Annotated in this window: 22 protein-coding genes; 5 read left to right on the top strand and 17 right to left on the bottom strand. The window is 43.1% G+C overall.

What is annotated here, in order from left to right; translation table 11 throughout:
- The first annotated feature begins 63 nt into the window (after positions 1–63).
- The 4 genes from BM378_RS16945 to BM378_RS16930 all read left to right on the top strand — a co-directional run bounded on the left by BM378_RS16945 (position 64) and on the right by BM378_RS16930 (position 4,847).
- On the top strand, positions 64–483 hold the full coding sequence (locus BM378_RS16945; RefSeq protein WP_036974178.1) for a hypothetical protein: 420 nt from the start codon (positions 64–66) through the stop codon (positions 481–483).
- Between the two features lie 208 nt (positions 484–691).
- Positions 692–3,442: an aconitate hydratase AcnA gene (gene acnA / locus BM378_RS16940; protein ID WP_036974180.1), complete on the top strand. Its 2,751-nt coding sequence runs from the start codon at positions 692–694 to the stop codon at positions 3,440–3,442.
- Positions 3,443–3,629: 187 nt separating this feature from the next.
- Positions 3,630–4,517, top strand: a complete 888-nt coding sequence (locus tag BM378_RS16935; RefSeq protein WP_065978925.1) for a DUF4097 family beta strand repeat-containing protein — start codon at positions 3,630–3,632, stop codon at positions 4,515–4,517.
- Between the two features lie 84 nt (positions 4,518–4,601).
- Positions 4,602–4,847 (top strand): hypothetical protein, encoded by a 246-nt coding sequence (locus BM378_RS16930; RefSeq protein WP_036974184.1) that lies wholly within the window; start codon positions 4,602–4,604, stop codon positions 4,845–4,847.
- Here BM378_RS16930 and BM378_RS16925 read toward each other — a convergent pair.
- From BM378_RS16925 to BM378_RS16905, 5 genes are all read right to left on the bottom strand, one after another.
- Entirely contained in the window at positions 4,844–5,359 is a 516-nt protein-coding gene (locus tag BM378_RS16925) for a DUF4124 domain-containing protein (protein ID WP_074989650.1), read from the bottom strand. The two genes, BM378_RS16930 and BM378_RS16925, sit on opposite strands and share 4 nt — an antisense overlap.
- A gap of 15 nt (positions 5,360–5,374) precedes the next feature.
- The gene (locus tag BM378_RS16920; protein WP_074989649.1) at positions 5,375–6,097 is read right to left on the bottom strand and encodes a substrate-binding periplasmic protein; all 723 of its coding nucleotides are present in this window, start codon (positions 6,095–6,097) and stop codon (positions 5,375–5,377) included.
- A gap of 100 nt (positions 6,098–6,197) precedes the next feature.
- Positions 6,198–6,938 (bottom strand): phosphoadenylyl-sulfate reductase, encoded by a 741-nt coding sequence (locus BM378_RS16915; protein WP_036974190.1) that lies wholly within the window; start codon positions 6,936–6,938, stop codon positions 6,198–6,200.
- Positions 6,939–6,976: 38 nt separating this feature from the next.
- The gene (gene cysI, locus BM378_RS16910; protein ID WP_074989648.1) at positions 6,977–8,674 is read right to left on the bottom strand and encodes an assimilatory sulfite reductase (NADPH) hemoprotein subunit; all 1,698 of its coding nucleotides are present in this window, start codon (positions 8,672–8,674) and stop codon (positions 6,977–6,979) included.
- 48 nt (positions 8,675–8,722) lie between these two features.
- Positions 8,723–10,537 carry an assimilatory sulfite reductase (NADPH) flavoprotein subunit gene (locus BM378_RS16905; protein ID WP_036974194.1) on the bottom strand — a complete coding sequence of 605 codons (1,815 nt, stop codon included), beginning with the start codon at positions 10,535–10,537 and terminating at the stop codon, positions 8,723–8,725.
- Between the two features lie 340 nt (positions 10,538–10,877).
- Here BM378_RS16905 and BM378_RS16900 point away from each other — a divergent pair, with 340 nt between their 5' ends.
- Positions 10,878–12,518: an endonuclease gene (locus BM378_RS16900; RefSeq protein WP_074989647.1), complete on the top strand. Its 1,641-nt coding sequence runs from the start codon at positions 10,878–10,880 to the stop codon at positions 12,516–12,518.
- A gap of 42 nt (positions 12,519–12,560) precedes the next feature.
- Here the strand turns inward: BM378_RS16900 and BM378_RS16895 are convergent, their stop codons facing one another.
- The 12 genes from BM378_RS16895 to rplD form a co-directional block, all read right to left on the bottom strand.
- A complete protein-coding gene (locus BM378_RS16895; protein WP_036974200.1) occupies positions 12,561–13,148 on the bottom strand; it encodes a hypothetical protein in 588 nt (195 codons plus the stop codon).
- Positions 13,149–13,221: 73 nt separating this feature from the next.
- Positions 13,222–13,518, bottom strand: coding sequence for a hypothetical protein (locus BM378_RS16890; RefSeq protein WP_036974202.1), 297 nt, complete (start codon positions 13,516–13,518; stop codon positions 13,222–13,224).
- Positions 13,519–13,582: 64 nt separating this feature from the next.
- Positions 13,583–14,338 (bottom strand): hypothetical protein, encoded by a 756-nt coding sequence (locus BM378_RS16885; protein WP_036974204.1) that lies wholly within the window; start codon positions 14,336–14,338, stop codon positions 13,583–13,585.
- A 533-nt stretch (positions 14,339–14,871) separates the two neighbouring features.
- Positions 14,872–15,129, bottom strand: a complete 258-nt coding sequence (gene rpsQ / locus BM378_RS16880) for a 30S ribosomal protein S17 (protein ID WP_036974206.1) — start codon at positions 15,127–15,129, stop codon at positions 14,872–14,874.
- The gene (gene rpmC / locus BM378_RS16875) at positions 15,129–15,320 is read right to left on the bottom strand and encodes a 50S ribosomal protein L29 (protein WP_004588692.1); all 192 of its coding nucleotides are present in this window, start codon (positions 15,318–15,320) and stop codon (positions 15,129–15,131) included. The genes rpsQ and rpmC overlap by 1 nt, the downstream gene beginning before the upstream one ends.
- Positions 15,320–15,733 (bottom strand): 50S ribosomal protein L16, encoded by a 414-nt coding sequence (gene rplP / locus BM378_RS16870; protein WP_036974208.1) that lies wholly within the window; start codon positions 15,731–15,733, stop codon positions 15,320–15,322. The genes rpmC and rplP overlap by 1 nt, the downstream gene beginning before the upstream one ends.
- Positions 15,734–15,745: 12 nt before the next feature.
- Positions 15,746–16,447: a 30S ribosomal protein S3 gene (gene rpsC, locus BM378_RS16865; RefSeq protein ID WP_036974210.1), complete on the bottom strand. Its 702-nt coding sequence runs from the start codon at positions 16,445–16,447 to the stop codon at positions 15,746–15,748.
- Positions 16,448–16,458: 11 nt separating this feature from the next.
- Positions 16,459–16,791, bottom strand: coding sequence for a 50S ribosomal protein L22 (gene rplV, locus BM378_RS16860; protein ID WP_004588690.1), 333 nt, complete (start codon positions 16,789–16,791; stop codon positions 16,459–16,461).
- Positions 16,792–16,805: 14 nt separating this feature from the next.
- Positions 16,806–17,084: a 30S ribosomal protein S19 gene (gene rpsS, locus BM378_RS16855; RefSeq protein ID WP_010376377.1), complete on the bottom strand. Its 279-nt coding sequence runs from the start codon at positions 17,082–17,084 to the stop codon at positions 16,806–16,808.
- 16 nt (positions 17,085–17,100) lie between these two features.
- A complete protein-coding gene (gene rplB, locus BM378_RS16850) occupies positions 17,101–17,925 on the bottom strand; it encodes a 50S ribosomal protein L2 (protein ID WP_036974212.1) in 825 nt (274 codons plus the stop codon).
- A 17-nt stretch (positions 17,926–17,942) separates the two neighbouring features.
- Positions 17,943–18,245 carry a 50S ribosomal protein L23 gene (gene rplW, locus BM378_RS16845; RefSeq protein WP_036974214.1) on the bottom strand — a complete coding sequence of 101 codons (303 nt, stop codon included), beginning with the start codon at positions 18,243–18,245 and terminating at the stop codon, positions 17,943–17,945.
- Positions 18,242–18,847, bottom strand: coding sequence for a 50S ribosomal protein L4 (rplD, locus tag BM378_RS16840; RefSeq protein WP_036974217.1), 606 nt, complete (start codon positions 18,845–18,847; stop codon positions 18,242–18,244). The genes rplW and rplD overlap by 4 nt, the downstream gene beginning before the upstream one ends.
- Positions 18,848–18,852: the final 5 nt, after the last annotated feature.

The raw sequence follows: 18,852 nt of genomic DNA, 5'->3' as shown, positions 1-18,852 counted from the left end.
CCTTGCTTAGTTAATATTTATCCCCTTTAATTGTGCTTGATAATAACAATGTAAAGGTGATTTATGACTTCTCCCGCTTGGCTCAAACCACTTGCATGGGCCGCATTAGTTTGGAATCTACTCGGGGTAATTGCACTTATTATGCAGCTACTCATTACCCCAGAGATGATTGACCAATTACCACTCGATCAACAAGCCGCATACCGTGATATCCCGCTGTGGTCAACGCTTGCCTTTGCGATAGCGGTGTTTTCAGCCAGCTTAGCAAGCATTTTATTACTTGCTAAAAAAGCCCTCGCGAGAGAGTTGTTTCTTATTTCGTTTGTCGCTGTGTTAGTCCAGCAGTATTACAACTTTATCGTAATCGATAGCCTCGCCCTCTTTGGTTTTAGTGCTTTGGCAATGCCATTTTGCGTGATTGTAATTGGCTTATTATTGTTGCTTGTTAGCCATCACGCAAAACAGCAGCATTGGCTAACTTAACGTCAGTCTATGTTATGAGCTGCTGTCTAATTACTGCTCTTTTATTGCTCTCTCCCCTTGAAATAAGTTGCATCGGCATCAACTATAATTAGATAGCATATTTTTTCATCAGCACGGTGAATTTTAATAGCTGGTATTAAGTTTGCAGATATCTCGTAAAGGAAACATAAAAAGCGAGCATTGCTTGCGTAAACCACAGGGGCAAATAATGAATAACAGTTTTGATACCCAAAAACAGCTTACGATTAATGGTGAGCAATATCATATCCACTCTTTACAAGGTCTTGGTGACAAAGCCAAACGCCTGCCTTTCTCATTAAAAATATTGTTAGAAAATCTATTACGCAACGAAGATGGCGTAAACATTAAAAAGCAAGATATAGACGCACTTCTAAACTGGGATCCACAAGCAAAACCCTCCGCCGAAGTTGCCTTTACGCCTGCGCGCGTAGTGATGCAAGACTTTACAGGTGTCCCTGCGATTGTTGATTTAGCCGCAATGCGCGACGCCATGGAAAAACTTGGCGGAGACCCCGCTAAAATTAATCCACTGTCACCTGCGGAACTCGTAATAGACCACTCTGTACAAGTTGATGGTTATGGCGAAGATGGCTCGTTCGACTTAAACGCCAAGCTCGAATATGAACGAAATAAAGAACGTTACGAATTTTTACGTTGGGGGCAAACAGCCTTTGATAACCTTAAAGTGGTGCCACCCGCAACCGGTATCGTACACCAAGTTAATTTAGAGTATTTGGCCCGTGTGGTGTTTAACGATCAAAAAAATGGTCAATCCCTCGCTTATCCAGATACCCTAGTCGGCACAGATTCGCATACCACAATGATTAACGGCTTAGGCGTACTTGGTTGGGGTGTCGGTGGCATAGAAGCCGAAGCGGCCATGCTTGGTCAGCCCATTAGCTTGCTAATTCCACAAGTGGTTGGTTTTAAGCTCAATGGTCGCTTGCCCGAAGGCACAACCGCCACAGATTTAGTGCTCACAGTAACCGAAATACTGCGAAAACATGGTGTCGTGGGTAAATTTGTTGAGTTTTATGGGGATGGCCTTGCTGACTTACCACTTGCAGACCGCGCTACCATCGCAAACATGGCACCTGAGTATGGTGCAACATGCGGTATTTTCCCGATTGATGATGAAACGATTAATTACCTGCGTTTAACAAATCGCGATGAAAAACAGCTGAAGCTAATCGAAGACTACGCCAAACACCAAGGACTGTGGCGAAACCCAGGCGACGAAGCACATTACACCGACACATTAGAGCTGTCTTTAGATGATGTAGTGCCTAGCCTTGCTGGTCCCAAACGTCCGCAAGACCGTATTGCCCTTGATAAAGCAGGCGAGGTGATTGGGGAGCACTTAAAAGCTTTCCAAAATGAGCGCATGCAACAGCGTGATAAAAGTGATACTCAAGAAGCACGTATCGAAGATGAAGGTCCGACAACAAATCCGGATGATCCTGTTAACGAAGCGCAATATATGGGCGCAGCCAAAGTTAACTTTAAAGGTGAAGAGTTTGAGTTAAAAGACGGTGCGTGTGTCATTGCAGCAATAACAAGCTGTACAAACACGTCAAATCCGAGCGTTATTCTGGCGGCGGGTTTAGTTGCTAAAAAAGCCAAACAGCTAGGGTTGAAAGTAAAACCGTGGGTTAAAACATCACTCGCGCCAGGCTCTCAAGTGGTCACTGATTACTTGAAAAAAGCGAATTTAATGGATGATTTAGACGCGCTTGGGTTTAACCTTGTGGGCTATGGCTGTACCACGTGCATTGGTAATTCAGGCCCGCTCGCTGATGAAATAAGTGAAGCAATTCAAAAGCACAAACTTGTTGTAAGCTCTATTTTATCGGGCAATCGAAACTTTGAAGGCCGTATCCACCAAGATGTAAAAATGAACTTTTTAGCATCACCTCCGCTTGTTGTGGCCTACGCTATCGCGGGACGCACCGACATTGATGTATACAATGAACCCTTGGCACAAGACCCCAATGGTAACGACATTTATCTAAAGAACATTTGGCCAAGTGTGAGTGAGGTGAGTGAGTTAGTGCGTGATACCGTCACCAAAGAGATGTTTGCATCGAGCTACGGTAATGTTTATCAAGGTGATGATCGCTGGCAAAAAATCCAAATCCCTGAAGGTAAGCTTTATGACTGGGATGACGCATCAACCTACATTAAAAAAGCGCCATTCTTTGATGGCATGGAAATAGAACCGCCCGGTATCCCCACGATCAGTGGAGCACGTTGTTTAGCAAAACTTGGAGACTCAGTCACCACCGACCATATATCACCTGCGGGGGCGATTAAAGCCGATGCTCCTGCTGGCTTGTACTTACAAGAACATGGTGTAGAAAAAGCACAATTTAACTCGTATGGCTCTCGTCGAGGCAATCATGAAGTCATGATGCGCGGCACCTTCGCCAATGTACGATTAAGAAACTTACTTGCTGCTGGCACTGAAGGGGGTGTCACACGCATACAACCAACAGATGAACTTGCCAGCATTTTTGATGCGGCCATGCAGTATCAACAAGACGGTACCCCATTGATTATTTTGGCTGGTGCAGAGTATGGGACCGGTTCATCACGTGACTGGGCAGCAAAAGGCTCTTTATTACTGGGTGTAAAAGCAGTCATAGCGCAAAGCTATGAGCGTATTCACCGCTCTAACCTGATTGGTATGGGCGTATTACCGCTTCAATTTAAAGAGGGTGAAAGTTATGAATCGCTTGGTTTGACTGGTCAAGAATCCTTTGATTTTGAAGGCTTATACGACAAAACCAATGAAGTCAGCGTAATTGCAACTAACAGCGAAGGTAAGCAAGTTAGCTTTAGTGTTGATGTGCGAATTGATACACCCAAAGAGTGGGATTACTACAAACACGGCGGCATTTTACAGTATGTACTTCGTAATATGCTGGCTGAGCAGTAATCACTTTTAAGTTAACTAAGGGGCTGAAATTTCAGCCCCTTTTTTGTTTAAAACACCAATAAATTGCAGTTTAGACCAGCACACTTAGTTACAAAAAATGAAAAGCACATAAAAATCAGTATGTTAAACTTGGATCATAATTTGCAAATACTAACCAGATAAAAATCACAATAATTTTAGAATCCATATGACTATTGCATCATTCAAACGCGCGATGTGCGCAACTGCCATCTCATCGAGCTTATTATTAACAGGCTGTGTTATTCATGTATCTGCGGATCAGTTTGCTGAACAAAAACAACAAGACTTACGCGTTTCGGCTGCAAATGTAAGCCAGTTAAAAATCGATGCCGAAGCCGGCTCACTGATCATCAAAGGCAACAGCAATGCCACAGCTATCACAGTGAATGCCAATATCTATGCGGCTAAAGGCGATGAAACCTATACGCTAACACTTGAAAAACACGGCGACACAGTTGAGCTTATCAGTAAGCTCAATAATGGTAGCGTGTCGTTTTACAGTGGTTCATCACCTCATATCGATTTAATCGTATCTGTGCCAGCACAGCTTAAACTTGATATTGATGATGATTCAGGTGATATCGTCATACGTGCTATGCAAAACGATATCAATATTGATGATGACTCAGGATCCATTGTGATTGAAGGAGGTCGCAATATTCGTCTTGATGATGACTCTGGCGACATTCACATTAGTAATGTAAGCGGCAATATCAACATAGAAGACGATTCTGGCTCAATTATAATAGACCAAGGCCAAGGCCGTATTGATATTGAAGATGACTCTGGAGATATTCGCATCGAGAATAGCCAAGGCCCAGCACGTATCATTGATGAATCAGGTAGTATTAGCGTTAAAACATTAGGTGGTGCGCTCACTATCGAAGACGGCTCTGGTGATATAGATGTAAGACACATAAAAGGGCTCGTTACCATCACCGATGGCTCTGGCAGTATTTATGTCAATGATACCCTTGGACTCGCTATCATTGAGGCTGGTTCTGGCGACTTAAGTATTGACAATATTAACGGCCCAGTAAAGCTCAATAAGTAACCAATCATTACTTGATTTAAAACAAACCGTCTAAGTCAGATAGCACCTACACTTTAATTACGCCTTTAAATGTTGGTGCTTAAAATGACAGAAAAAAATATTATAAGAACCCTTAAGGTGTTTATTATATTAGGTATTTGCTTAATTATTTTAGGCCACTCGCTGTTAGCAAGTAACTATTTAGATGAAAGCCTAGGTGTTCACGGCATTATGATCAGTGCGGCTTGTATCGCGGTAGGCGTATTATTTTCATTACCGACAAAGATTTATTTAACCATTCTTTTAATGAAGCTTGAAAGCGAATTAACCACAAAAAACACGCACGTTTAGTGTTCTAATTGCTTATTACGTTGCTCAATTTGCTGCTTTATTTGCTCAGCATCTTGTATGAGTTGTTGTATTTTTTTAGGGTCGTATAAATTCGAATCTGCAGCTGATTTAACCTGTGTATCAGTTAACTTGCTTTCGGGGTCTGCTTGAAAACTCTCTGCGGGTAGCACCGTGATTTCTCGCGAGTCTAACGTCACCAACGTACTCGCATATTGTGGGTGAGGAGTATCTGCAAAATGCCACTGTCCTTGTTCATCTTGCCATTTATAAACCACAACAGCTGCATGACCATTATCAGGCTCGCTAAATTGCTTTAAAAGCTGCTCGGCTTTAACACCCCACGACTCAACATTTTGTGACGCGCTTTCAGTGACATCATGACTTACTTGTTGTGAATAACGTTGCAACATGCTGAGCGATAAGTAAGGCTGACCATCGGGCTTTTTTATATAAAATAGCAGCACAATACTGGTCAGTAATAGCATTACTGCAAGATAGCAAAATCGCTTCATGATCCAATTTATCCGTTATTGGTAGTTATTCATTATCTTAGCAAACTCTCCTGATGATTTGAGATTTTTCAGAAAGTCATTAAATTGTTTGCTGGTCTCTTTACCACGTTCATCAAACGCAAACTGTAACTGTAATGGCGCTTTGCCTACAGAGTAATCACTCACAGTAAACTTTTTGAAATCATTATTGCGAGCAACATACCACGTTAAGGCATCCCGAGAAATCACTGCGACGCGTTGGTTATGCTCCCAATCCATTAAGGCAAGTAGCATTTCAAATTCTGAGTAAAAATTCTCTCTGTGCATATCACCCGATTGAAATAAGTGTTCGAACTCGGGATAGGTGTAGCCATAACGCGCCATAAGCACATACCCGGCAAGCTGTTCAATCATAGGAATATGGCAGCCACTTGGCATGACCAATACATCTTCTACCATCGCGAGCGCATCACTCCAATAGTATTGATTCTGTCCAACATACCACTCTACAGACTCGATTCGACCATCAAGTAACCCTTCATCAAGCATTTTTTGTGAACGTTTCTCTGGCACATAAAAGTAATCAATACTCACTCCATATTGTTTTGCAAAACGGTTCAGTAAATCGCTCACAATGCCCTCTTCTTTACCGGCCATAAAATGATAAGGAGGATAATCGCTATCAGGCAATCCTATACGAAGCGTATCGGCTAAACACAATGGACTAAACAACAAGAATAATATAACTAAACGGCTCATGATTTTCTCTCACTCGATTGAGCCATGGACTATACATTTTTGGTATAAAAAAAGCGCAACCGATGTCGCGCTTTATGAATTTTCTGATAGGAAATTAGGACTAAATACCGTCACCATCAATGTGTAAACCACACTCACGGTTTAACCCAAAGAAACGAGTCTCTTCTTCAGTCATACCGGGTTCGAGTTTACGTGTTGTATGCACATCACCCATTGACACATAGCCTTGCTCCCAAAGCGGATGGTACGGCAAATCATGTTTCGTTAGGTACTGATAGATATCGCGATTATTCCACTCTATCAGTGGATATACTTTCACTGTACCACGGCTAATTTCAACTATTTGTTTATCAGCACGCGACGATGATTGGTCTCGACGAAGGCCACTGAACCATGTACCCGCATTAAGCTCATTCAATGCGCGGGTCATTGGCTCAACTTTATTAAGCTGATTGTACTGCTTAATACCCGCCTCTCCTTGCTCCCAAAGCTTACCAAACTTCGCTTCCTGCCACGCAGGGCTGAGCTCAGACTTGTACACTTTAAGATTCAGCGATAACCGTTCTGTCATGTGTTCAATAAACTGATATGTCTCTGGGAACAAATAACCAGTATCAGTCAGTACCACAGGAATATCTGGCTGCTGCGATGTCACTAAGTGCAACATCACAGCGGCTTGTATACCAAAGCTAGACGATAAAAAGTGCGTGCTTGGTAAGTTTTCAAGTGCCCACGCAACACGCTCCTCAGCGCTTTTTTCAGCAAGAAGACCGTTAATATCAGCCAGCATGGCTGTTTGGTCTTCTTTGCTCATCGTTAAGATGTTTTTAAATTCACTCATGGTTAATTCCAAACCTTAAAGCGGTATCGCTTTTAAAATTATGCGTGAAAATCGGTTACTGAAACTTTGACTTCAGCAACAATGCCTTTGCGAATAACAAAATCACCAAAACATTCACCGTCATTACGCTCACTCGCCCATTGGCCTATGAGCTTATCGAATGCATCTAGGTAGACATCTTCGCCAACATTTTCTAAATACAATTTAGGAATACGCGTGCCTTCACGGTTACCACCTAAGTACACGTTGTATTTACCCGGGCCTTTACCAACAAGCCCTGCTTCTGCCAACATCGCGCGGCCACAGCCATTCGGGCAACCCACAACACGCATAATAATGTTGTCATCACCCATACCGTGTTTCGCTAAGAGCGCTTCTGTTTTCTCAATTAAGCTTGGTAAGTAACGCTCGGCTTCTGCCATCGCTAATGGACACGTTGGTAGGGCCACACACGCCATTGAGTTTTTACGTTGCTCAGTATGGCTGTCATCAATTAAACCATGATTACGAGCAATCTCTTCGATAACGGCTTTTTGATCAGCGGGAACGCCAGCAATGATCAGGTTTTGGTTTGCCGTCATACGGAAATCACCTTGGTGAATTTCAGCAATTTTACGGCATCCCGTTTTGAGTGGTTTATCTGGGTAATCTAAAATACGGCCACTTTGAATAAACAGCGTTAAATGGTGCTTACCATCAATGCCTTCTACCCAGCCAATACGGTCACCACGGTGAGTGAACTCATACGGGCGGCTGTCTTCGAATTTAACACCAGCACGCTTTTCAACTTCCGCTTTAAATACATCAGTACCTACACGGTCTAATGTGTATTTGGTTTTTGCATTTTTACGGTTTGAACGGTTACCCCAATCACGTTGAACAGACACCACGTGCTCAGCAATTTTCAATGTGTGTTCAAGTGGAATAAAACCAAAGTCATCTGCTTTACGTGGATACGTAGCTGTATCACCGTGAGTCATCGCAAGACCACCCCCCACTAACACGTTAAAGCCAACTAATTTGCCGTTTTCTGCAATTGCCACAAAGTTTAAATCATTGGCGTGTACATCCACTTCGTTATTCGGTGGAATCGTTACCGTCGTTTTAAACTTACGTGGTAAGTACGTTGAGCCTAAAATGGGCTCTTCGGTGGTTTCGCTCTTTTCACCATCTAACCAAATCTCAGCATAAGCCTTGGTTTTTGGTAATAAATGCTCAGAAATCTTCGCGGCCCACTCGTACGCTTCTTGATGAAGCTCTGACTCAACTGGGTTCGTCGTACACAGTACGTTTCGGTTCACATCGCCCGCGGTCGCAATTGAGTCAATGCCCACGCTATTAAGCATTTGGTGCATGCCTTTAATATTGGGCTTAAGTACACCATGAAACTGAAACGTTTGGCGTGTTGTTAGACGAATACTGCCGTAGCTGGTTTTCTCGTCGGCGAATTTATCAATCGCTAACCATTGTTCAGGCTTGATGATACCGCCTGGCATACGCGCACGTAACATAACATTATGTAACGGCTCTAGCTTTTGTTTAGCACGTTCAGCGCGAATATCGCGGTCATCCTGCTGATACATACCGTGGAAACGGATCAACTGGAAGTTATCAGCGGTAAAACCACCGGTGATCTCGTCTTTTAAATCTTGTGTAATGGTGCCACGTAAAAAGTTACTTTCTCTTTTCAAACGCTCGTTATCAGAAAGCTTTACGTTTTTGTCTTGTTCGCTCATGGTATTTCCTAAATTTGTTACGGTGACGGCTGTTAGCTTTAAACGTGATTAATACACGTCTTTCTGATAGCGATTGGCGCTACGTAAATCTTTTAAGTATTGCTCAGCTTGCTCATCATCTTTGCCGCTGTTTTCTTTGATGATGTCAACCAGTGCGTGGTGCACATCTTTCGCCATACGATTAGCATCACCACAAATATAGATGTGTGCTCCGGCTTCTAACCACGCAAACACCTCTTTGCTGTTTTTACGTAGTTTGTCTTGAACATAAACTTTTTCTGCTTGGTCACGGCTAAATGCCACATCCACTTTAGTGAGTAAGCCTGACTTTAAGTAGCCTTGAATTTCTACTTGATACAAGAAGTCTTGCGTAAAGTGTGGGTTACCAAAGAATAGCCAGTTTTTACCACTTGCTTCACGGGCGTCTCGTTCTTGTAAAAACGCACGGAATGGCGCAATACCGGTACCCGGTCCCACCATAATAATGGGCGTTTCGTCGCTTACTGGTAAGCGGAAGTTGTCGTTATGCTCACTGAATACTTTTACCTTACAGCCTTCTTCAGCTCGACGCGCTAAATAACCAGAACAGCCCCCTAAGTGCTCGCTGCCGAATGCGTCAAACTCAACCAGACCAACCGTTAAGTGCACTTCTTCTTCAACTTCGGCTTGGCTCGATGCAATCGAATATAAACGCGCTTGTAGTTTGCGTAAGCAATCTACTAACGTTTGTGCGTCAAGCTTTGCTGGGTTTTGACGAATAATATCGAAGATTTGGCGAGGCTCAATGTACTCACGCATAGCCGCTTTATCTTCAACAAGCTTTAATAATTCAGGGTTACCCGTTGCTGTTGCGTATTTTTCAACAAAGCCAGGGTAAGACTGCGTTAATTCTAACTTTTCAATCAGTGCATCACGTACGCTTAGCGTTTCGTCGCCTAGTTTAACCGTGCTCGATGCATCGATTTGTGTAAGCGCAAGTACTTCATCAACAAGCGCTTCGTCATTTAAGAAGTACACACCCAACGAATCACCCGGTGTATAGGTAATATCAGAACCTTCTAGAGAAATCTCAACATGACGTACATCTTTCGTTGAATCACGGCCTGTGATCTTTTGTACCACACTAAGCTCAGCGGCAAACGGGTTTTGTTTGGTGTATTGACTTGCTGCTGGTGCTGCTGCACCAAATGGCATTGCCACCACTTGACCACCGCTTGTTTGTTGCTGTGCTTTTAGGTCGGGTTCAAATGCATCAAGCGCACCGTCTATCCATTTTGCAGCTTCGTCATCGTAATCAACGTCTAAGTCTGCGCGTTGGAAAATAGTTTCTGCACCTAGTTTATTGAAGCGCTCTTCAAAATCTTTTGCTGTTTGGCAGAAGAATTCGTAGCTTGAATCACCTAAACCAATTACTGCTACCTTTACACCATCTAATTTAGGTGCTTTTTTGGTGGTTAAGAATTCATGTAAGCTTTCTGCATCTTCAGGTGGCTCACCTTCACCGTATGTTGATACCACAACAGTGATAAATTTTTCTTTTTTCAGGGCTGTAGGCTTGTAGTCAGCCATATTGACTAGTTTTACTGCTAATCCACGTGATTCAGCTTGCTCTTTTAATTTGCTTGCAACACCTTTGGCGTTGCCTGTTTGTGAGCCGTATAAAATAGTGAGTGGTGCAGCATCGCCTGCAGCAGGAGCCGCAGCAACGCCCCCTGTTAATGCACCCGCATTAGCACTTGCAGCTAAGTAACCACTTACCCACGCTTGCTGAATTGGATTAAGTTCAGCCACTAAGCCTTGCAGCTTTTGTACTTGCTCTTGCGATAGCGGGCTCGCCGCTGCATTTAGTTGACTCAACAACATGAATTTATTCCTCGTAACCCTGAAAGTTAACTGCGAAACCCCTTGCTACTGGCATTTCACTAACAATTTTTTCGACTTTAAAATAGCTCAAACGATGCTTTTTAAAAGTTTATCTGAGCGTGAAGAATAACGAGGTCTCGCGCGATTAAAAAAGAATAGAATCTGCTTTGATATTCCATTTAGTTATTAATTTTCATATTTACTATAAAAAACAGATTAAATGCTTACTTAGTCGAATAAATATTTTACCAATTAACATTATTGCAACATACCGTGTTTAGCCTATACTCGCTGTGTTCATTTTAAGAACAGACAATATAACAATGAAAAGGAAACAATAATGTCACACGGGACATGTAATAAAATAATGCTAGCCAGCAGTTTGCTGTGTTTAGCAAGTTCAGCAATGGCGAATATCAACAATGCTGATTTCGAAACTTGGTCAGCAGGTGCCCCCTCAGGTTGGAGCACAATTGACAGTGGTATAAATCTCAGCAGCAACAGTAATGTGGTTTACTCGGGTAACTACTCAGCTCGCGTTACAGTGAATACAGGTATGCAAAGTAATACTGATTTATTACAAATGGTTGATGTCGTTGCGGGTGAAAGCTATGAGTTTTCGGCGTGGGTTTATCATACCGAAGGGGGGGTGAAGGCACGCCTTGTCGTTGATGGCTACCAAGGTTATTCAAACTCAGCATTAACAAATCAATGGCAACAGATCAGCTATCAATATACCGCATCAGTAACAACCTCTATCGATGTAGGATTACGTTTTTACGACGTAACGGGCTTTGATGGCAGCGAAGTTGTTTATGTCGATAACTTTGCGCCAAACACTGGCACACCGCCTCCACCTGCGGGGGGCTGTACAGATAACCAAGTCGCTCTTACCCTCACCACCGACAACTATGGTGAAGAGACCAGTTGGCAAATTACCAATGCTCAAGGCAGCACAGTAGCATCAGGCGGCAGCTACGCTGCTAATACGAACTATAACGAGCAAGCCTGTTTAGTTGATGGTGACTACACATTAACTATTTTTGATAGTTACGGTGATGGCATGTGCTGTTCATTCGGTAATGGCAGCTACAGTCTTTCTTTAGGTCAAACTGTGCTTGCCAGTGGCGCAAGCTTCCAAAGCTCAGAGGCTACACCGTTTAGTTTAGGTGATAACACTGGCGGCGGGAATGGCGGCGGTACCACACCAACAGAACCGACAGGTTATTATGTAACGACTCAAGGTCTTACGGGCTATGCTTTAAAAACGGAACTGTACAACATAATTAAGGATCATAACTCACAAGGTTATTCGGCTATTTGGGGATTTTACGACCTCGCATCGCGTGATAAATACTTTGAGAATGATAACTCAATTTTAGACCGTTATTCAGAGAATCCAGCAGGCCAAGACAGCTATAACTATGTTGCTGTGAGCGACCAGTGCGGTACCTACAACAGTGAAGCTGATTGCTATAACCGCGAGCATTCGTTCCCAAAAAGCTGGTTTGGTGGCACTGTTGAGCCCATGAATTCAGATGTACATCATATCTTTGCCACTGATGGCTATGTAAATTCAAAACGCAGTAACTACCCTTTCGGCGAAGTCGCCAGTGCAAGCTACACCTCTAGTAATGGAAGCAAATTAGGCAGTGCCGCTAGCTCATTAAATTATTCAGGTACGGTATTCGAACCGATTGATGAGTTTAAAGGTGATTTTGCACGGGCTTATTTTTACATGGCAACACGCTATGAAAATGTGATTGCTAACTGGCAAAACAACACAACGTATAGCAATGCTGTGCTTAATGGCTCATCAAGTCAGGTGTTCGAGAACTGGGTCATTGCGATGCTATTAAAATGGCATAACGACGACCCTGTTAGTCAGCTTGAACTTGATAGAAACCAAGCCGCATTTGAATTCCAAGGAAATCGTAACCCATTTGTTGATCACCCTGAATTTGCAGAAATGATTTGGTAACTTCGTTAAGGCAAGACACTTAACGTCAGTTAAGTGTCTTTTTTAATCAAGTAAAACCACTTTATTTGCCGCAATTAACCCGTCTACATAGCGCTTTTCTAAATGCCACGGATGACGCTTCCATCCTCGAAAAGCGAATCCAGCAATATGTATTTTATCAAACTGCGATAAATAGAAAGCGATAGCTAGAGTGCCAGAGCTTGGGCAATAAGGTCGATGTATTACAGGTCCTAAAGTAAGCAAGTGAGCGAGTAATGATTGTCGAAACTGAGCGCTTAAACGTTCACATTTACAGTGCAGACCATACATCTTAAATAACTGATTAGCGTAGTCTATCTTGCCTTTTCGATGAATTAATTTAAAAAAGCAGTGCAACAACGGATGAGGGTTAGGATCGGTGATCATAACCTGTGAAAGCCCTTCGAGTGGTATTGTAAGCGGTCTCTCTAGTAAGCCATGCGCCTGATAGCCTCGCCCAACTAGCCATAGATCGGTACAACGCTTACCTAAATGGGCTGGCATGTCTGCACAACGATTAAACCTAACCACGCGTGGGCAGCGATTAACGCTCGCTGCGATATGCGCACCCACAGGGCCATTACCTAAAATAATAATGTTTGGTTGTTGCATGACCCAAGGCACTCCATGTTATTCCTTAAAACAGTGTTATTTCACGCCAGCAACATGACCAGTTAATGACAGCTCACGCTAAATGTAATGTATATGCTAAACGTGTGTGTTCAATAAACAGTACATCATGTCGTTGCCGCTCAACACGGATACGGTAACCAAGATGATGTAACACCTGTTTTAATAAAGCTTGATGCTGCTGCGGTGTTGAATAATGAGAAATATCGAGTGCAACTAACAATGCCTCAGCGTAATGAGATCCTGATAAAAGAGACCGAAAAATACGGTTCTGTACGTCGATGATTTGTGTGACTGAGGTGTTGTAGCAATTAATTTGTAGACTTAACAGGTAGTTTTCGAGTGCATTCATAGCAACGTCCTTCTAAAAAACGCCACTTTAAAAGCTCAACTTTAGTTAAGGTAAAGAACTTTATTTATTTTTTGCTCCACTTATTCATAATCTCCTTGAACAACGCCGCTTCTTTATCTTCACAGGGTCTGGGTGAACCACTCGGTACGCCTGATTTACCGAACACTGAATTAAAGTCAATGCCATAACACTGTCCATTCAGCATCTCGATGCGTCGACTACCATCACCATTTTCCCATAATACCGTGGCTTCGCTTGAAATTGAGTACTCTTTAGGGCTCGTTATTCGTACTCCACTCGCATTGTTTGTTGCTGAGTGTAAATTTCCTGTCGCGTGCGCGGTCGACTGGTTGTACTCAACATCCATGTTAGGTAATGGCGCATAAGGATTAAGCTTTTTAAATGGCCTTGGTGATACCTCTGATGCAACGATTTCAGGCTCTTTTGTTGGCGTAGCGACTGTTGACGCATTGGTCATTGTCCTTCCTCTGGAATTTGTTTGAGCAGCCAGACTTAAAGTACTTTCATTCATAGCTGCGTAACTCGGCTGTTCAGCAACTTCTGAAGCAGTGTCCTCTGATTTTGGTTCTGTCGCAGAACCTAATTGGCTACTCTTAGCTTTTTCTTCGGGCGTTTTTTCTACATCTATATTTAAACGAGGTAAGGTCGTGAGATCAACGGTAACATAGGCTTGCATCACACCTTTAGGTTCAAGCCAAGGCGCAACAATGACACGCTGAGCATGTTTAGCAAATATAAGCAGTATGAGAACATGAAGTGTAATCGAAAACACCCATGCTTTATAACGTCCCTTTAACACCAACACTCCTTGTTTTTTATTCTAAGAGTATTTAATAACCCAATAAGTTCATTGTTAACTCGTAAGGGGTTAGCTCCCGTTTAACTGGTCGCAATTCGCTTAATTAAGTGGTCTATGTTGAGGTGCAAAACGTGTCGGTGGCAAGGCACTAATTTGGCTATTGAATTGTGCTAAATGAACAAAGTATAACGCTATGAACGTCAGGTTTAGTGTTTTAAATGAGTAATACCATTCCTTGATAACAAGGCAAAAATTTAGTTATTTAGTTGTTCTCGACAATTGATCCTGCATTTCCCCCTATCTCCATGCAGTCGTAAATCAGACATTTATAACGTAAGTAGCAACAGGTTTAATCACTCAAAATGATTAAGTATTATTGCGGGTTGGTATCAGTGTTATTTCAGGTGGGTATAACCCCTACTAACCCCTACTCGCTGAGCTAACGACTCACGTCACAAAGCAGTGAAGGTTGTTTTAAATACAAAAAACCCCAGCAAAGCCGGGGTTTTTTAGTAAGTAAACTTAATTAAAAATTAAGCTTGCTTTGGACGCTCAACAACGTCTACTAAAGTCCAAGACTTAGTCTTAGAAATAGGAGCACACTCACGGATAGTAACTACGTCACCAGCTTGAGCTGTATTGTTTTCGTCATGTACGTGTAACTTAGTCGTACGTTTGATGAATTTCCCATAGATTGGGTGCTTCACGTAACGTGCGATAGCAACAGTGAAAGATTTATCCATCTTGTCGCTGATTACACGGCCTTGAAGAGTACGGATTTTATCGCTCATTATTGACCTGCCTTCTGGTTAATAATTGTTTTTACACGCGCGATATCGCGACGTACTGTTCTTAGCGTGTGTGTTTGAGCTAACTGACCAGTGCTTGCTTGCATGCGCAGGTTGAACTGCTCACGAAGAAGTCCTAGAAGTTCAGCATTTAGCTCTTCTACGCTTTTGTCTTTTAGTTCGCTAGCTTTCATTACATCACCGTCCGAGTTACGAAAGTTGTTGTGAATGGTAATTTACGTGCTGCAAGGTTGAACGCTTCACGAGCAAGCTCTTCAGAAACACCTTCCATTTCGTAAAGTACTTTACCAGGTTGAATTTCAGCAACCCAATACTCAACAGAACCTTTACCTTTACCCATACGAACTTCTAATGGCTTGTTCGTAATTGGCTTATCTGGGAATACACGAATCCAGATTTTACCTTGACGCTTTACGTGACGTGTCATAGCACGACGAGCTGCTTCGATTTGACGAGCAGTCATACGGCCACGACCAGTAGCTTTCAAACCGAAAGTACCGAAGCTTACTTTGTTACCGTTTTGCGCTAAACCACGGTTGCGGCCTTTGTGCATTTTACGGAATTTTGTACGTTTTGGCTGTAACATTACTCGCTACCTCTACTTAGCACTTTTTTTGGCTTTCTTTGGCGCGCGTTTAGCTGGCTTCTCTTGCTCTTGTACTAGTGGTAAACCACCAATAACTTCGCCTTTGAAGATCCAAACTTTAACACCAATGATACCATAAGTGGTTAAGGCTTCAGAAGTTGCGTAGTCGATATCAGCACGAAGAGTATGTAGAGGTACACGACCTTCACGATACCATTCTGAACGTGCGATCTCAGCACCGCCAAGACGACCGCTAACTTCAACTTTGATACCTTTTGCACCAATACGCATTGCGTTTTGTACCGAACGCTTCATAGCGCGACGGAACATAACACGACGCTCTAGTTGTGACGCAATACCGTCAGCTACTAGTTGTGCATCAAGTTCAGGCTTACGAACTTCAGAAATATTGATCTGAGCCGGAACACCTGCAATCTTAGTTACTGCTTGACGTAGTTTTTCAACGTCTTCGCCTTTTTTACCGATAACAACACCAGGACGAGCTGTGTGAATTGTTACACGGATAGATTTTGCTGGACGCTCAATAACGATTTTAGACACAGAAGCCGCTTTTAATTCCTTAGTAAGGAATGTACGTACTTTGTGATCGCCAAAAAGCTGATCAGAGAAATCTTTTGAATTCGCGTACCAGGTAGAAACCCAAGGTTTAGAGATACCTAGGCGAATACCAGTAGGATGAACTTTTTGTCCCATTACTTATACTCCTAGCTATCTGAAACCACAACAGTGATGTGGCTTGTACGCTTAAGGATGCGGTCTGCGCGTCCTTTAGCACGTGGCATAATACGCTTCATTGTTGGACCATCGTCCACAAAGATCGTAGTTACACGAAGCTCATCAATGTCAGCACCTTCGTTATGCTCTGCGTTAGCAATAGCAGACTCAAGTACTTTCTTAACTAATACAGCCGCTTTTTTAGGGCTGTACGCCAGGATTTCTAGAGCGCGATCAACCGGAAGTCCGCGGATCTGATCTGCAACTAGACGTGCTTTTTGCGCCGAACCAGAGGCGAATTTATGTTTAGCTAATGCTTGCATTTATCATTCTCCTCTTAACGTTTCTTCGCTTTCTTATCCGCAGCGTGACCGCGGTAAGTGCGAGTTGGTGCAAATTCACCTAGTTTGTGACCGATCATTTCGTCTGTGATAAACACAGGAACGTGCTGACGACCATTATGGACAGCGATGGTCAATCCGATCATGTTAGGTATGATCATTGAACGACGGCTCCAAGTTTTAATTGGCTTCTTGTCACCGCTTTCCAACGCTTTCTCTACCTTCTTCAGCAAGTGTAGGTCAATAAAAGGACCTTTCTTGAGAGAACGTGGCATGGCTATTCCTCAACTATTATTTAGTACGACGACGTACGATAAATTTATCAGTACGCTTGTTCTTACGTGTCTTAGCACCTTTAGTCGGTTTACCCCATGGAGACACAGGATGACGACCACCAGATGTACGACCTTCACCACCACCGTGCGGGTGATCTACCGGGTTCATGGCAACACCACGAACTGTCGGACGGATACCACGCCAGCGATTTGCACCAGCTTTACCTAGTGAACGAAGCATATGCTCAGCATTGCCTACTTCACCAAGTGTTGCGCGACAGTCAGCTGGAACTTTACGAACTTCGCCAGAACGAAGACGTAGAGTAACGTATTGACCTTCACGTGCAAGGATTTGAACGTATGCACCAGCAGAACGTGCGATTTGAGCACCTTTACCTGGTTTTAATTCTACGTTGTGAACAGTCGAACCTACAGGCATGTTACGCATTGGTAATGTGTTACCAGCTTTGATTGGTGCATCAACACCAGACTGGATTGAATCACCAGCTTTTAAGCCTTTAGGTGCAATAATGTAACGACGCTCACCGTCTGCATATAATACAAGAGCGATGTTTGCGCTACGGTTTGGATCATACTCTAGACGCTCAACAACAGCTGGAATGCCATCTTTAGTGCGTTTAAAGTCGATTACACGGTAATGATGCTTATGACCACCACCGATGTGACGAACCGTGATACGACCTTTGTTATTACGACCACCAGACTTAGAGTTTTTCTCTAGTAGTGGTGCGTAAGGTTTACCCTTATGAAGATCAGGGTTAACCACTTTAACCAGGTGACGACGACCCGCAGAAGTTGGTTTACACTTTTGAAGTGCCATAATTCTAACTCCCCTTATTACTCGGCGCCGCCGACAAAGTCTAGCTCGCTACCTTCTTTAAGAGTAACGTAAGCTTTCTTCCAGTCTGAACGACGACCGAAACGCATGCCAGTACGTTTTGTTTTACCCTTAACGTTTAGTGTGCGAACACCAGTTACTTCTACTTCAAAAAGCTTCTCAACTGCAGCTTGAACTTCAGCTTTAGTTGCATCTTTAGCTACTTTGAAAACAATCGTGTTGTTTTCTTCAGCAGCGATAGTGCTTTTTTCAGAGATATGTGGAGCAAGGATCACTTTTAAAAGACGTTCTTCACGGATCATGCTAGCGCCTCCTCAAGTTGCTTAACAGCAGCAGCTGTAATAAGTACCTTATCGAAAGCGATTAGGCTTACAGGATCGATACCAGCTACATCACGCGTGTCAACCTTGTACAGGTTACGTGCCGATAAGAATAGATTCTCATCTACTTCTTCAGTCACGATAAGAACATCTTTAAGCTCAAGTTCTTTAAGCTTAGCAACTAGTTCTTTAGTTTTTGGTGCTTCAAGACCAAACTGCTCAACAACGATTAAACGCTCTTGACGAACTAATTCAGATAAGATGCTTTTGATCGCACCGCGGTACATTTTACGGTTTACTTTTTGGCTATGATCTTGTGGTTTAGCTGCGAAGCTAACGCCACCTGAACGCCAAATTGGGCTACGGATTGTACCAGCACGTGCACGGCCAGTACCTTTTTGAGCCCATGGTTTTTTACCACCACCGCTTACTTCAGAACGTGTCTTCTGAGCACGAGTACCTTGACGAGCACCTGCTGCGTAAGCAACAACTACTTGGTGTACTAATGCTTCGTTAAACTCACGTCCAAAAGTAGCTTCAGAAACTTCAAGAGCGCCAGAAGCGTCTTTAATTGCTAATTCCATCACTA

Origin of the sequence: Pseudoalteromonas lipolytica (assembly GCF_900116435.1) — a bacterium.
GTDB lineage: Bacteria > Pseudomonadota > Gammaproteobacteria > Enterobacterales > Alteromonadaceae > Pseudoalteromonas > Pseudoalteromonas lipolytica.
This window is presented reverse-complemented; position numbering and strand designations above follow the sequence as displayed.

Coding starts and splice junctions, on each gene's coding strand:
- rplP (WP_036974208.1), bottom strand. CDS start 15,733: ATGTTACAGCCAAAACGTACAAAATTCCGTAAAATGCACAAAGGCCGC.
- BM378_RS16890 (WP_036974202.1), bottom strand. CDS start 13,518: ATGAATGCACTCGAAAACTACCTGTTAAGTCTACAAATTAATTGCTAC.
- BM378_RS16900 (WP_074989647.1), top strand. CDS start 10,878: ATGTCACACGGGACATGTAATAAAATAATGCTAGCCAGCAGTTTGCTG.
- rplV (WP_004588690.1), bottom strand. CDS start 16,791: ATGCAAGCATTAGCTAAACATAAATTCGCCTCTGGTTCGGCGCAAAAA.
- BM378_RS16915 (WP_036974190.1), bottom strand. CDS start 6,938: ATGAGTGAATTTAAAAACATCTTAACGATGAGCAAAGAAGACCAAACA.
- rpsQ (WP_036974206.1), bottom strand. CDS start 15,129: ATGAGCGATAAAATCCGTACTCTTCAAGGCCGTGTAATCAGCGACAAG.
- BM378_RS16945 (WP_036974178.1), top strand. CDS start 64: ATGACTTCTCCCGCTTGGCTCAAACCACTTGCATGGGCCGCATTAGTT.
- rpsS (WP_010376377.1), bottom strand. CDS start 17,084: ATGCCACGTTCTCTCAAGAAAGGTCCTTTTATTGACCTACACTTGCTG.
- rplD (WP_036974217.1), bottom strand. CDS start 18,847: ATGGAATTAGCAATTAAAGACGCTTCTGGCGCTCTTGAAGTTTCTGAA.
- rpsC (WP_036974210.1), bottom strand. CDS start 16,447: ATGGGACAAAAAGTTCATCCTACTGGTATTCGCCTAGGTATCTCTAAA.
- BM378_RS16925 (WP_074989650.1), bottom strand. CDS start 5,359: ATGAAGCGATTTTGCTATCTTGCAGTAATGCTATTACTGACCAGTATT.
- rplW (WP_036974214.1), bottom strand. CDS start 18,245: ATGATCCGTGAAGAACGTCTTTTAAAAGTGATCCTTGCTCCACATATC.
- cysI (WP_074989648.1), bottom strand. CDS start 8,674: ATGAGCGAACAAGACAAAAACGTAAAGCTTTCTGATAACGAGCGTTTG.
- BM378_RS16935 (WP_065978925.1), top strand. CDS start 3,630: ATGACTATTGCATCATTCAAACGCGCGATGTGCGCAACTGCCATCTCA.
- rplB (WP_036974212.1), bottom strand. CDS start 17,925: ATGGCACTTCAAAAGTGTAAACCAACTTCTGCGGGTCGTCGTCACCTG.
- acnA (WP_036974180.1), top strand. CDS start 692: ATGAATAACAGTTTTGATACCCAAAAACAGCTTACGATTAATGGTGAG.
- rpmC (WP_004588692.1), bottom strand. CDS start 15,320: ATGAAAGCTAGCGAACTAAAAGACAAAAGCGTAGAAGAGCTAAATGCT.
- BM378_RS16930 (WP_036974184.1), top strand. CDS start 4,602: ATGACAGAAAAAAATATTATAAGAACCCTTAAGGTGTTTATTATATTA.
- BM378_RS16920 (WP_074989649.1), bottom strand. CDS start 6,097: ATGAGCCGTTTAGTTATATTATTCTTGTTGTTTAGTCCATTGTGTTTA.
- BM378_RS16905 (WP_036974194.1), bottom strand. CDS start 10,537: ATGTTGTTGAGTCAACTAAATGCAGCGGCGAGCCCGCTATCGCAAGAG.
- BM378_RS16895 (WP_036974200.1), bottom strand. CDS start 13,148: ATGCAACAACCAAACATTATTATTTTAGGTAATGGCCCTGTGGGTGCG.